General features: G+C 55.0%; 14 protein-coding genes and 1 pseudogene. 4 read left to right on the forward strand and 11 right to left on the reverse strand.

Going from position 1 to position 12,148, the window contains the following annotated elements; all coding sequences use genetic code 11:
* Positions 1–78 precede the first annotated feature (78 nt).
* The 7 genes from porB to MVK60_RS09035 are packed head-to-tail and all read right to left on the reverse strand — an operon-like array spanning position 79 to position 5,717.
* Positions 79–1,074, reverse strand: a complete 996-nt coding sequence (gene porB, locus MVK60_RS09005; protein WP_297438609.1) for a pyruvate synthase subunit PorB — start codon at positions 1,072–1,074, stop codon at positions 79–81.
* A gap of 11 nt (positions 1,075–1,085) precedes the next feature.
* Entirely contained in the window at positions 1,086–2,273 is a 1,188-nt protein-coding gene (gene porA, locus MVK60_RS09010; protein WP_297438666.1) for a pyruvate synthase subunit PorA, read from the reverse strand.
* Between the two features lie 10 nt (positions 2,274–2,283).
* Complete coding sequence (gene porD, locus MVK60_RS09015) at positions 2,284–2,601, reverse strand: pyruvate synthase subunit PorD (RefSeq protein WP_297438611.1); 318 nt, start codon at positions 2,599–2,601, stop codon at positions 2,284–2,286.
* Between the two features lie 60 nt (positions 2,602–2,661).
* On the reverse strand, positions 2,662–3,597 hold the full coding sequence (locus MVK60_RS09020) for a 3-methyl-2-oxobutanoate dehydrogenase subunit beta (protein ID WP_297438613.1): 936 nt from the start codon (positions 3,595–3,597) through the stop codon (positions 2,662–2,664).
* Positions 3,598–3,602: 5 nt separating this feature from the next.
* Positions 3,603–4,790 carry a pyruvate ferredoxin oxidoreductase gene (gene porA / locus MVK60_RS09025; protein ID WP_297438615.1) on the reverse strand — a complete coding sequence of 396 codons (1,188 nt, stop codon included), beginning with the start codon at positions 4,788–4,790 and terminating at the stop codon, positions 3,603–3,605.
* A 10-nt stretch (positions 4,791–4,800) separates the two neighbouring features.
* Positions 4,801–5,118, reverse strand: coding sequence for a 3-methyl-2-oxobutanoate dehydrogenase subunit delta (locus MVK60_RS09030; protein ID WP_297438617.1), 318 nt, complete (start codon positions 5,116–5,118; stop codon positions 4,801–4,803).
* Between the two features lie 41 nt (positions 5,119–5,159).
* Complete coding sequence (locus tag MVK60_RS09035; RefSeq protein ID WP_297438619.1) at positions 5,160–5,717, reverse strand: pyruvate/ketoisovalerate ferredoxin oxidoreductase subunit gamma; 558 nt, start codon at positions 5,715–5,717, stop codon at positions 5,160–5,162.
* A 276-nt stretch (positions 5,718–5,993) separates the two neighbouring features.
* Between MVK60_RS09035 and MVK60_RS09040 the strand changes: the two genes are divergently transcribed.
* On the forward strand, positions 5,994–6,956 hold the full coding sequence (locus MVK60_RS09040) for an inorganic phosphate transporter (protein ID WP_297438668.1): 963 nt from the start codon (positions 5,994–5,996) through the stop codon (positions 6,954–6,956).
* On the opposite strand, the pseudogene hflX reads toward MVK60_RS09040, so the two are convergent.
* Positions 6,942–8,222, reverse strand: a pseudogene (gene hflX / locus MVK60_RS09045) (GTPase HflX); the annotation flags it as partial. The gene MVK60_RS09040 and the pseudogene hflX overlap by 15 nt on opposite strands.
* Before the next feature lie 100 nt (positions 8,223–8,322).
* Complete coding sequence (locus MVK60_RS09050; protein ID WP_297438669.1) at positions 8,323–8,658, reverse strand: nascent polypeptide-associated complex protein; 336 nt, start codon at positions 8,656–8,658, stop codon at positions 8,323–8,325.
* Positions 8,659–8,743: 85 nt separating this feature from the next.
* On the opposite strand from MVK60_RS09050, the gene MVK60_RS09055 reads away from it, so the two are divergent.
* On the forward strand, positions 8,744–8,926 hold the full coding sequence (locus MVK60_RS09055) for a hypothetical protein (protein WP_297438621.1): 183 nt from the start codon (positions 8,744–8,746) through the stop codon (positions 8,924–8,926).
* 5 nt (positions 8,927–8,931) lie between these two features.
* Here MVK60_RS09055 and MVK60_RS09060 read toward each other — a convergent pair whose 3' ends face one another.
* Both MVK60_RS09060 and otg read right to left on the reverse strand, forming a co-directional pair.
* A complete protein-coding gene (locus MVK60_RS09060; RefSeq protein ID WP_297438623.1) occupies positions 8,932–9,960 on the reverse strand; it encodes a GlcNAc transferase in 1,029 nt (342 codons plus the stop codon).
* Positions 9,948–10,481 carry a methylated-DNA--protein-cysteine methyltransferase gene (gene otg / locus MVK60_RS09065; protein WP_297438625.1) on the reverse strand — a complete coding sequence of 178 codons (534 nt, stop codon included), beginning with the start codon at positions 10,479–10,481 and terminating at the stop codon, positions 9,948–9,950. Before otg ends, MVK60_RS09060 begins: the two co-directional genes overlap by 13 nt.
* Before the next feature lie 110 nt (positions 10,482–10,591).
* On the opposite strand from otg, the gene MVK60_RS09070 reads away from it, so the two are divergent.
* Together MVK60_RS09070 and MVK60_RS09075 are read left to right on the forward strand one after the other, a co-directional pair.
* A complete protein-coding gene (locus MVK60_RS09070) occupies positions 10,592–11,245 on the forward strand; it encodes a hypothetical protein (RefSeq protein ID WP_297438627.1) in 654 nt (217 codons plus the stop codon).
* Between the two features lie 4 nt (positions 11,246–11,249).
* Positions 11,250–12,143 (forward strand): 2-dehydropantoate 2-reductase, encoded by an 894-nt coding sequence (locus MVK60_RS09075; RefSeq protein ID WP_297438629.1) that lies wholly within the window; start codon positions 11,250–11,252, stop codon positions 12,141–12,143.
* Positions 12,144–12,148: the final 5 nt, after the last annotated feature.

A 12,148-nucleotide genomic window follows, 5' to 3' on the forward strand; every position in this document is an offset into this window, starting at 1 on the left:
CCGCGTTGGATCATCGCGCTGGCCTTCAAAGATGCCGTGAACTGGACACTAAAACCTCAAAGTGGAAAGAAAAGGAGTTCACTCCTCCGGCTTCGGGAGTGTGACCTCAACGCCGAGAACCTTCCACATTGCCTTTATCTGCTCGCGGAGCTGGTCAATAGCTTCTGGCCTCTTGAAGAGGTGCTTGAACCTGCCCTGCAACTTAAGGTACTCTTCAATGGGCTTCTTGAACTCTATGGCAACCACCCTTCCTCCCTCGCGCTTGACCTTCGCCCCTCCACCGGGAGACTGTATCTTGATGTTGTGGAAGTCACCGTTCTCGATCTCGAAGAGCGGCCAGACACCGGTCTCGATGGCAAGGCGAGCTATCTCAACACCCTTCTCGAGCGGGCTCTTCCAGCCGGTGGGGCAGGTGCAGTGGACCTGGACAAAAGCCGGACCGTCGACCTTGGCGGCCTTCTTCATCTTCCTGACGAAGTCGAAGGGGTTGCCTATGCTCGCCGTTGCCACGTAGGGTATCTGGTGGGCCGCAGCGATTAAAGCCACCCATTTCTTGGGCTTGTCCTCACCGATTGAGTATTTTCCAGGCGGGCTGGTGGTGGTCCAGGCACCGTAGGGGGTTGAGCTCGACCTCTGGATTCCGGTGTTCATATAGGCCTCGTTGTCGTACATCAGGTAAACGACGTTGTGCCAGCGCTCGAGCATACCGCTTAACGCCTGCATACCGATGTCGGCGGTACCGCCGTCACCGCCTATGGCGAGTATCTTGCCCTTCCTTCCGAGCTTCTTCCAGGCGGCCTCGACACCGCTGGCAGCCGCGGCCGCGTTCTCGAAGGCAACGTGGAGCCACGGGGCCTTCCAGGCGGTGTACGGGAAGACGGCACTAACGACCTCCATACATCCGGTGGCCTGGGCTATCGCGAAGGCGTTAGGATCGCCGTACCTCTCCTCCATGGCCTCGCTGAAGGCCTTGGTGGCGAGCTTAAGAGCGGTGGCACAGCCACAGCCGGCACAGGCGGCGTGTCCGGGTGCCCAGTACTCGCGAGTAGTAATTGGGGGTTTTCTAACGGCCATTTTTCCTCACCTCACTCCAGGATCTCCTTTCTGAGGCCTATCCAGCTGACCTCATCAACTTTCCCGCCCGCAAGGGCTTTCTGGCATATCCCTGTGACCTCGTCGAGGTTCCCGAACGTGACGTCTCTTCCTCCGAGACCGAGGATGAAGTCCAGGATTATCGGCTTCTCGCTCTCGTTCACGAGTGCCCTGCTGAAGTCCTGGAAGAGGGCCCCGCCGACGCTGAAGGTGATGTTCTTCTCAAGGATGGCCAGAACCTTGGCCTTCTTCGCCAGTTTTCTGACCTCCTCGGTCGGAAACGGCCTGTAAACGGTGAGCTTCGCCGCACCGGCCTTAACCCCCTTCTCGCGGAGGTGGTCGACGTACTCCTTGACGGTTCCGGCGAGTGAACCCATGGTAACGAAGATTACCTCGGCGTCGTCGGTCCTGTACTCCTCTACCTTCTGGTACTTCCTTCCGAACTTCCTCTCAAACTCGGCGAAGACCTCGTCAATGACCTTCTTGGCGTTTTCGTTTGCCTCCCAGACGGTGTATCTAGCCTCCATGTAATGGGCAGGGAATCCAAGGGCACCCTGGGTTATCGGCCTCGTCGGGTCAAGGTAGGCGTGCTTCGGAACGTACTCACCGAGGAACTCGTCAACAACCTCCTGGTCAGGAATCTCGACTGGCTCGACTGTGTGGGTCAGGATGAAAGCGTCGAATCCAACCATTGCCGGGAGGAGAACCCTCTCGTCCTCGGCGACCTTGAAGGCTATGAGTATTAAATCGAGGGCCTCCTGGTTGTTCTCGGCGTAGAACTGAAGCCAGCCAGTGTCGCGCTCGCTGATGCTATCCTGCCAGTCGTTCCAGATGTTAATGGGGGCACTCAGGGAGCGGTTTCCTATTGCCATTACTATCGGCAGTCTCATTCCCGCGGCAATGAAGAGAACCTCGTGCATCAAAGCCAGACCCTGGGAGGCGGTTGCGGTGAAGACCCTGACGCCCGCTGCGCTGGCACCGACACACGCTGAGATGGCAGAGTGCTCGCTCTCAACCTTGATGAACTCGGCATCGAGTTCCCCGTTCGCGACGAACTCACTGATCTTTTCCGGGACGAGTGTCGACGGTGTAATCGGGAAAGCCGCTATGACCTTCGGCTTGGCAAGTTTGGCCGCCCAGGCGGCGGCTTCGTTGGCCTTCATAACGGTTCTTATCGGCATCTTCACCACCTCACTTGGTCTCCCTCACCATGGTTATGGCATCAACAGGGCACTCGTTCGCGCAGATTCCGCAGCCCTTACAGTAGTCGTAGTCGAAAACTGGATAGCTCTCCTCATCGAGGTATATAGCCGGCTCCGGGCAGTATATGTAGCAGAGGAAGCAACGGGTGCACTTGTCCCGGTTGAACTCTGGTATAAAAACACGCCAGGAACCGGTCTTGTTTATCACACTGCTCCCTGGAATTGTTGCCGTGGCTCCAACGGTCATCTTTTCACTGTACTCTTTCTCAACTCTCTCAATATCGGCCTTAAACGGACTTTCGGCCATGCTTATCACCTCGGGTGAATTCTTCACTTACAACTTAAACCTTGTGGATAAAGGGAGAGCTCAGCCGAAGACCTCGGCGAGCTTCTTAAGTCTCTCCCACTCGTAGTTGACCCACCTCTGGAGAACTTCAATGTCCTCTTTGGTCATGTACTTGAACCTGCCCTGGAGCTTAAGGAATTCCTCTATCCGTTTGGGCTCTCTCTTCGTGCTCGGCATGTTGATCCTGTACCTGCCGTCCTTGTACTCGAAGAGCGGGAAGTACGCGGTCTGGACGGCTAGTCTCGCAAGTTCAATGCTCTTGTCGGTCGGTGAGCGCCAGCCTGTTGGGCACGGACTGAAGAGCTGGATGAAACTTGGACCGGGCGTCTTCTGGGCTGTCTTGAGCTTTCTCATGAAGTCCTCAGGGTAGGCTATGCTCGCGGTTGCCGCGTAGGGTGGGTTGTGGGCTATGACGATGTCGATAACTTTTTTCTTCTGCCTCTTTTCGAGGAAGTGCTTCTTTCCTCCGGGGGTGTTGGTTGTCCACGCTCCGTAGGGGGTGGAGCTTGAGCGCTGGATTCCGGTGTTCATGTAGGCCTCGTTGTCGTACATAATGTAGACAGCATCATGGCCCCTCTCGAGGAAACCTGAGAGCGCTTGGAGTCCAATGTCGGCGGTACCGCCGTCTCCGGCCCAACCGACGACCATTATCCCATCCTCGCCCTTTACCTTGTATCCCTGGGCTTTCAGGGCGGCTTCTATCCCCCCCATGACGGCACCGGTTGTCTCAAACGCGGTGTGGAACAGCGGCGCGTCGAGGGTGCTGTAAGGCCAGGGACCGGCTATGATGGTTGAACAGCAGGCCGGGATTGTGAATATAGTCTTCTTCCCGTACGCCTTTAGAACGTACCTGAGTCCGAGGGAAGCCCCACAACCCTGGCAGGCGGTGTGTCCCGAATAGAAGTACTCCTCCGCCGGGAGCGTCAGCTTCTTCTTAATATCCTCTGGAATCTCCATCTTTCTCACCTCTTAAGGTGGTACCAGTCCACCTCTACATCCAGCTCGCCCTTCTTGATTATGGCCCTCATGTTCTCGGCTATCTTCCTGACATCGCTGACGGTGAAGTCCCTACCTCCGAGTCCGACGATGTAGTTCTTTATTATCGGCTTTGCGTCGGTGTTGTAGAGCGCTCCCTTCGCTTCGGTGAAGAGGATTCCCTCCATACCGAACGAGTAGTTCCTGTCGAGAACGGCTATGCCCTCAACGTGTTTGGCGAGTTCATAGACCTCTTCTGTCGGGAACGGCCTGAACCAGCGGACCTTGGCGGCGCCGACCTTGTAGCCCTCCTCCCGCAGTACATCAACGGCCTGTTTGACGGTTCCCATAAGGGAGCCCATTCCCATGAAGACGAAGTCTGCATCTTCCGTCCTGTAGAGCTCGATCATCCGACTGTAGTCCCTGCCGAACTTCTCGCCGAATTCCTTTCCAACCTCCTTAATAACCTTCTTAGCCTTCTCGTGGGCCTTTGCAAGCTTGTAGCGGAACTCGTAGTAGTCGTTCGGAGTCGCAAGGGCGCCGATGGCCTTAGGGTTCTCGAAGTCGGTGAGGGTGTAGAGCGGCTTCCTAGGCGGAAGGAACTCATCGACGAGCTCCTGCGGGATCATCTCAACGACGTCGTAGGTGTGGCTAAGTATAAACGCACTCTCAATGACCATTGCGGGCACGTTGACGGTCTCCGCCACCTTGAACGCCATCAAAACCCCATCGTAGACCTCCTGGTTATTCTCGGCGTAGAACTGCATCCAGCCGGTGTCCCTCTGGGCAAGGCTGTCGGTCTGGTCGTCCCAGACGCTCCACGGTGGGGCCATTGCCCTGTTGACGTCTACCATGACTACTGGGAGCCTCGCACCGGCGGCCCAGTGAAGCATCTCGTGCATGAGGGCGAGACCCTGGGCCGAGGTCGCCGTGAATGCCCTTGCACCCGTTGCGGCGGCTCCAATGCTTGCCGCCATGGCGGAGTGCTCGCTTTCAACGGGGACGTATTCCAGTCCCTCTATCTCCCCACTGGCGAGGAATTCGGCTATCTTTTCAATGATACTCGTCTGGGGTGTGATCGGGTAAGCCGCCACGACCTGGGTACGGGCGTGCTTGACGGCGTAGGCGGCCGCGTAGTTGCCGCTCACAACCTTTCTGATGGGTTTGTAATCCATACCCAACACCTCACTTCTCCTCTTTCTCCATAGTTATCGCCTTGGTCGGGCACTCGTTCGCGCAGATTCCGCAGCCTTTACAGTAGTCGTAGTCGACCGCCACGTATCCATCTTCTTTTATGTAAATAGCTGGCTCCGGGCAGAACTTCCAGCAGATGTAGCACTTGACGCACTTTTCTTCATCTATCACTGGTATGAACGTTCTCCAGTCGCCGGTGAAGTTGGACAGGGTCGTTCCGAGCGTTACCGGGGCCTCTGGGTATTCATCCACGCTCTTAAGTACGATTTTGACTGCCCCTTCCTTTTTTTCACCAAACAGTGTGTTCAATTTTCTCACCCCGCTTGTACCAAGGATTAAAGGAAATAGAATCAGAGCTCGTAAACCGTCGTCTTCTCGAAAGCCTCTGCGGCTGCCCTGGCGTTCTTCTCGCCAAGGTTACCAGAGAAGACGTCCGTTATGGCCGTCTGGACGTGCTCAAGACTGACGATACCGGTGACCTTCGCGATTGCACCGAGGATGGCCGTGTTGGTTATCGGCAGGCCGAGCACCTCAAGAGCTATTCCTGTTGCGTCAACGAGGGCGAGCTTGCCTGGTTTCTTCTTGAGTTTCTCAAGAACTTCATCCCTGCTCTTTTCAGTGTTTATAATGACGATCCCGCCATCTTTGAGCCCGGCGGTGACGTCGACCGTGTCGAGAAGGCTTGGGTCGAGGACGACGACTATGTCCGGCTCGTATATCTGGGTTTTTATCCTGATCGGCCTCTCGTCGATCCTGGTGAATGCTGTGACGGGCGCTCCACGTCTTTCAACACCGAAGAACGGGAATGCCTGGACGTATTTGCCCTCTTTGAACGCGGCTGAAGCTAGTATGTTGGCGGCAGTAACTGCACCCTGTCCACCTCTACCGTGAAAACGAATCTCCATCATATTTCCTGCCTCCTAAATTTGTCAAAACTTATTCACCCGTTGCATTTATTTAAGTTTCGGTAAGGGGTTAGAGGGCTTTAGACAGCTGCCTTTGGGTATAGATGAACTTGGTGGACCTTTGATGGTTAGAAAAAACCATAATTTCTCGAAAAAGGTTCGGAGGTATATCCGCTACGTTCCGTCCACCTCGCCGCTGGATTAATCCGGCGGACAAAATTTTTAAATGCTTTTGTGGCCTATGTGTTGGTATATAGACTATATATTTGGGGGATGGGCATGGACGGCCTTGCGATAGCGGTGGTTGCTGTGGCTTTCTACATCGCCTGGAACATAGGGTCAAACGATTCTGCGAACGCCATGGGTACCGCCGTTGGTTCTGGCATCCTGAGCTTCAGGCAGGCCACCCTTACCATAGCCATATTCGTGATTATGGGGGCTTATCTGCGTGGGTACCGGGTGATGAAAACCGTCGGCAAAGGCATCGTTCCGTCCGGTTACCTGTCCATGGAGATGGCTGTTATAGCGCTGCTGGCCGCTGGTATATGGGTCACCATAGCCACCGTTAAGGGCCTGCCGGTGTCTACCACCCAGTCCATAGTAGGTGGGGTCATAGGGGTGGGCCTCGCCGTTGGTGCACCCATAAACTGGTTCACCATGTTCAAGATAGCCTCCGCGTGGGTCCTGTCCCCCATACTATCCGGCGTTCTCGCGATAGTCCTTTACAGATTTTACTCATGGGTGGTTTCCCGGCTGAAGAGTGCGTCCACGATAGAGGCCCTTTACAAGGCTCTGGCGGTTCTTGGAGGCTCGTACATGGCGTTTAACTTCGGAACCAACGAGGTTGCCAACGCCTCCGGCCCTATAGTGGGCGCTGGCTTCCTTGAACCGAAAGTTGCCGGGGTTATGGTGGCCATGAGTCTTGCCATCGGCTCCCTGACGTTCAGCTACGCCGTCATGCACACGGTCGGAAAAAAGATAACCTCGTTGGGACCCATATCTGCCTTTGCGGCTCAGTTTGGCTCCGCCATCTCCGTGAGTCTCGCGAACGTTCTTGGTCTTCCCGTTAGCTCCAGTCAATCAATCGTTGGCGGTGTCGTCGGTGTTGGTCTGCTGGTCGGTGAGGGGGTTGAGAGGTCCGTTGTGAGGGACATCCTGTTCGGGTGGGTGGCCACACCACTGACCGCCATCTTCATCTCTTTCGTCGTGTTCAAGCTCTTCGCCGTGGTGGGGCTTGTTTAGTGGTTCTATTTTGACCCCAAGTTTCGTGAGCTCTCTCATCATACCGGTTTGAACGTACGTGTCTATGACCGTTTCCCTCCCGTAAGAGATGTAGAGTGTCTCCCCTATGGAGTTTAGGAGGGCCACCACATGGGGTACCACATCTGGGTCTTCCACGTATATCCGAAATAGCCTGTATTTTGGCAGTGTGAGAACAACGTCTTCAAGCGCCTTATGCAGCTCTTCAAGCTGGCCGAACTTCGCCGAGACGGAGACCACGGCCATGGCGTTGATGGCGGTCTCCTCCGCTACTTCCTTTATCCCCTTTTTCTTGTCTTCAACATCCCCCTCAACCGTTAGATCCCGTTTTGTGAGCACTATGAGTATGGGCTTGTCCAGTGTCTTTAGTTCTCTGAGAACGTTTATCGATGCCCGGAACTTCCACATTATCTCCACCCAAGGCTCGCTCACGTCCAAGGTCAGAAGAACAATATCTGCCTTGGTTATCTCCTCCAGCGTCGAGTGGAACGCCTCGACTATGAAAGGGGGTAGGCCGTCTATGAACCCAACGGTGTCCGTGAGCAGAACTCGCTTTCCGCCGAGCTTGAACCTCCTTGTCGTTGTGTCCAGGGTCGTGAACATCTGCTCCTTAGCCTCTACCTGCTCTCCCGCAAGGGCGTTTAAGAGGGTGGACTTCCCCGCGTTCGTGTAGCCCGCGAGGGCGAGGAGTATGAACCCAACCTCTTCACGTCTCTTTCTCTTTACCTCCCGGTCCTTCTTGACGCGTTCCAGTTCCTTCCTTATTCTTCCCATCCTGTACCGTACGTGTTTAAGGTACTGCTGGGTCTGATACTCCCCCATCCCTTTGAAACCCGCCCTGTCACCGAGCTTCATTCTTTTTATAGCCTCCTTGACCAGCGGCACCTCATAGTGAAGGCGGGCCAGCTCCACCTGTAGCTTTGCCTCTTTTGAGTGGGCCCTTCTCTCGAATATCTCGAGAACCAGCTGCCATCTGTCCATCACATCGACCTTGAGCTCCTTCAATAGGTTGTAGGCCTGGCCAGGCGTGAGCCTGTTTGCGAACACAACCCTGTCCGGTCCGTACGTTTCAACGAGCTCCTTCAGCTCTTTAAGCTTGCCGGGTCCGATGTTGTATTTTGAGTTCTCCCTGCGGCTCTGCTCCACTATAATGAGCACCTCGTAACCCGCGCTTCTTAGAAGCTCCTCGAATTCTTCCCTCCGGACATGCTCCCTGTGGGATTTCCTGATTACTCCTATAACCTTCATCGCTTCTTTTTCGGACCCTCCGTTTATAGTCGTTTGGGCCGTACACCCTCATCCTGGGCGTCTTGCAGGGAGAATTATGGTAAGGAAATGAATGTTATACTTACTCCTCTGTGAGTTTCAGTATCGCCTCTGCGAGGTCGCCGTCTGCTTCCTTCAGGGCCTTCTTTGCGGCCTCGTAGTCAACGCCGGCCTGTTCCATCACAAGTTTTATGTCCTCCTCGGGGATGGTCACAACGGCCTTTACCTCCTCACTCCCCGGGACTATCTGGTAGCTCTTCTCCCCCTGTGCCGTTATGACAGTAACGACGGGATCCCTTAGGATTATCTCTTTCCCCTCCATCCTGATAACTACCTCAGTCACGCCTTCAAGCTCCTCCATCTTGATGCCCATCTGGCGCATGAGCTTCTTCATCTGCCGCGGGTTCATTCCCATCATCGCTACCACCTGGGGAGATTTCCACTCGGATTTTAAAAAGGTTGGCAAAGTTTAGGTGCCCCGCGAAATCCTATTCGGTGGGAGCATGTTGTATATCCCGCGGACGGTCCCCACGGGTTTTCAGATCCTGTTCGGTTTCCTGGGTATAGCCATGCTCTTCCTGACAGTCTTGTTCTTCTTTGACTGGATGGAACGCTATGCCGAGAAAAAGGAGAGAGAAATCGAGGAGGAACTGGAGGAGCTTGAAGACACGGGGGAGCTGTACTAGTCAGATTATTCCCCCTTTTCTCCATGGAACTTCGAGGTCTCTTCGTTGGCCTTCATAATCTTCGCCCTGTACTCCTCGTACTTCCTTCTTGCCTCTTCTGCCCTCCCCGTCTCGCCCAAGTAGTCGTAGGCCTCAGCAACGTGCTTCCACCACATGGGGTCTTGCTCCGCCTCTTTCAGGCAGTACTCAAGGAACTTCTGGTATGACTGCATAGCGAGCTCTTCCTTTCCAAGCTTTCTCGCTATGTTTCCAACGTCCTCATAAAAGACTCCTTCTTCCTGTGCTTCCTTCTGGTAGTATTCAAGCGCCCTTCCCCATGCCTCTCCGGCTTTCTCCTCGTTTCCAAGCTCCTCGTAGAGCTTCGCCACGTCCTCCCAGAACCACGGCTCCTCCTCGGCGTAGCGCTCAAGGGCTTTGGCGGCCCGCTCCATGTTCCCGGCCTTCTTCCAGTACTCGTGGGCCTCCTTCAGGTAGTAGGTGTCCTTCTCCTTGTCGTAGAGGGCCTCATAGATCTCGGCGGCTTTCTCGTACTTCTCGGCCTTCTCGTAGGCCCAGGCGGCGCTCTCCATCCAGCCGAGCTTCATGTACATCTCGGCAGCCTTCAGATAGTTCCCGCCCTTTTCGTATTTTCTGGCGGCCGCCTTGTACTTGCCCGCCTTTTCAAGACTGCCTGCGCTCTTGAAGCGGTCGCCTATGCTGAGGTCGGGTTCGCTTATGTACCAGATGCCGAAGGCGAACAGGGCCATGAAGAACAGGATGATTCCCCCGATGATCCTCAGGTCCCGCCAGGCCCAGCTCAGGTACGTGGCGTACCCGCTTATCGCGGTCAGTATGGCCAGGACTGTCCCGTATTTCCAGCTTTCTGCGTAGAGAGTTAACCCCGTGAAGAACAGCAGGATCAGTGTAAACCCAAGGAATCCAAGTACGAGGACCACCTGGAGGAGCAGTTTCCAGCCCCCGTACCATACTATCCCCGCGGCTATCCCAAGGATTACAACGAGGAAACCCAGTATGTAGGCTTTCAGCTTATCCATTTTTTCACCCCCTCTATCTCAAGCAGGAACAGTTTATAGTCGATTTTCGGCGTGTAGTACCCGATTCCATCTGCGGAAATCACCCTGTGACAGGGAACCACAGGAGGGTATGGATTCCTTCTCATTGCGCCTCCGATGGCGCGTGGAGATGTTCCGAGGGCCTTTGCAAGCTCGCCGTACGTTATGACGTTTCCTCTTTTAATCCTTTTTGTTAGAAATTCATAAACCATTCGCTCGAATGGCGTAACTCCGTTGAAGCTCAGCTCCTTGAGCAACGCCGCGTTCTCGGTCTTCCCCGTGAGGGTCTCCACCACCATCTCGGGGAACGGCGAATTCGTGCCCACGCGCTGGACTTCCACATCAACCCCCCTGGCGGTTAGGAACGATGTCAGCTCGTGAATCCTCTTCTCCAGGAAGTCCCTCCCGTCTAGAGAAAACACTATTCCGTCGATCTTCTCCTCAAATATGACCGCTGTCCATAACTCCACATCTGAGATCCTGAACCTTCTAACGTCGAGCATTTTTCTCCCTCGTAGGTCCGGTGGGTGCCCCTTTTATGACCTGTTCTGAGGATCGCCTCTATACAGGAAAGTCTTTAAGCTGGAGATTTAAATCACTTTCCGGTGGGCTCATGAGGAGGGACCGTTTGGCGTGGGTCTTTTATCTTCCGGGTATGGGAGTGTTTCTGTACCTCCTGCTGGCCGTGATAATGCTGATGTTCTCTTCAGAGGGTGCGGTCATCCTTGGGAAGCGGGTACCCGCACAGGAGTTTCTGCTTATTGAGCTTCCTCCGCTGTCCTTTGGGTTCCTTTCCCTTGCGGTTGTGGTGAGAAGGACGAGGTTCTTTGCAATGTTCTCCCTGGGTGCGGCCCTTATGATGTTCGCGTCCCAGCGGCCGGATATCCCCCTGCTTCAATACGTGGCTTTCCTGCCTTTCTTTGGAGCCGGTGTTCTCAACCCCTCGGAGAACCAGCCGTTGAGCCTCAACGAGAGGGTGGTGAACACGTTCATAGCCGCCGCCTCGATCTTAACGTTCGTGCACTTCAGAACCTCCATAGTGGGAACCCTTGGGGCCGTCTACTGGATACCCGTACTGCTGTGTGCGTTCGGTGTTTTTCTCCTGATAACAAAGAACCGGGTTCTTAGTACGGCGGGTCTCCCTTTGATTGCGGGATTGCTTGGGGTTTTAACCTACGTGCTTTATCCCGCTTTCGTTTGCCCCTTTGCGGCCTCCATGCTGCTGGCTCTTTATACGTTTGTCCCGTTAAAAAAGCTCGTGAGGTGAGGTTATGAGGATTTACGTGCTCGGTGCGGGTTCAATTGGCTCCCTTTTCGGGGCCCTTTTGACTAGGGCGGGCCATGATGTCACCTTAATCGGAAGAAAGGATCAGGTGAAGGCGATTGAGGGGAGGGGCCTTAAGGTGGTGGGACACGAGGAGTTCACCGTCTATCCCAGCGCGGAGCTCCACGTTCCAAGCGAGCCCCCAGACCTCATGATACTTGCCACGAAATCGTATTCCACAAAAGAGGCCCTCAACTGTGCATCCAGCAGTATCGGGTCTGAAACATGGGTTCTCAGCATACAGAACGGTCTGGGCAACGAAGACCTGGCGCTCAAGTTTACGCAGAACGTCCTCGGCGGTGTCACGACCAACGGGGCGATGCTGGTTGAGTGGGGGGTTGTGAGGTGGACTGGAAAGGGGGTGACCATCATTGGGCGTTACCCTACGGGAGCTCATCCCTTCGTCGAGGAGGTTGTCGCGGCGTTCAGGGGGGCGGGTCTTGAGGCAGAGGCAACGGAAAACGCCGTGGGGTGGAAGTGGGTTAAGGCGATAGTAAACTCCGTCATAAATCCGCTGGGTGCGATCCTCGAGGTCAAGAACGGTGCCTTGCTTGAAGACCCTTGGCTTGAGGGCATCTCCGTTGAGATAGCCCGCGAAGGCTGTACGGTTGCCCAGCAACTGGGGGTGGAGTTTGACGTGCACCCCCTGGAACTCCTGTGGGACACCCTGAGGAGGACGCGGGATAACTACAACTCAATGCTCCAGGATCTCCGGAGGGGCAGACCGACCGAGATAGACTACATAAACGGCAAAATAGTGGAGTACGCTAAGGGTCTGGGCCTGGAGGCGCCCAGAAACGAACTCCTATGGGCTCTCGTAAAGGCCAGAGAGAAAAAATAAATAAA

It is taken from the genome of Thermococcus sp. (assembly GCF_026988555.1).
Classification (GTDB): Archaea; Methanobacteriota_B; Thermococci; order Thermococcales; family Thermococcaceae; genus Thermococcus.